The organism is Helicobacter sp. T3_23-1059 (assembly GCF_053654515.1).
In genome coordinates, this window is sequence record NZ_JBSIUV010000238.1 from 1 (window position 1) to 422 (window position 422).

Sequence of the window (422 nt, forward strand, 5' to 3'; positions counted from 1 at the left end):
GTATCGTTGATAAAAGATTTGCTAGCGTTTGTGGGATTTGCACCATTTTTTGTGTTTATGGGACTTGTGGGGTTTGACATTTGGGATACTCCTTATTTAGAGATGAAAAGCAACATAATACCGAAAAATTGTTTAATGTAATTTATCATACAATAAATGACTTATGATTTGCTTAAGGAAGCAAATGCCAACATTTGTCATTCCGTTTTACCTCTTTATATAATTCTCCCCAAATGGTGCTAAATACTCTAATCCACTAGAATGTATGTAGCCCTCATAGAGTTTGAGAGTGGAGGGGGTTTTGTTGAATGTTTTAGCATAGCCATCGATAAATGGTAAAAGTTGTTCTCTAAAACTAAATATATCAAATTCAACTTCGCTAAATTTTGTTTCATTGTCCTCACTTGATATGGTGTTTTTAT

Annotated in this window: 1 protein-coding gene; it reads right to left on the reverse strand. The window is 32.9% G+C overall.

Features of this window, described 5'->3' with window-relative positions; translation table 11 throughout:
• Positions 1-207: 207 nt before the first annotated feature.
• On the reverse strand, positions 208-422 hold a 215-nt coding region (locus ACWIX0_RS14235), incomplete at its 5' end, for a hypothetical protein (RefSeq protein ID WP_454174623.1).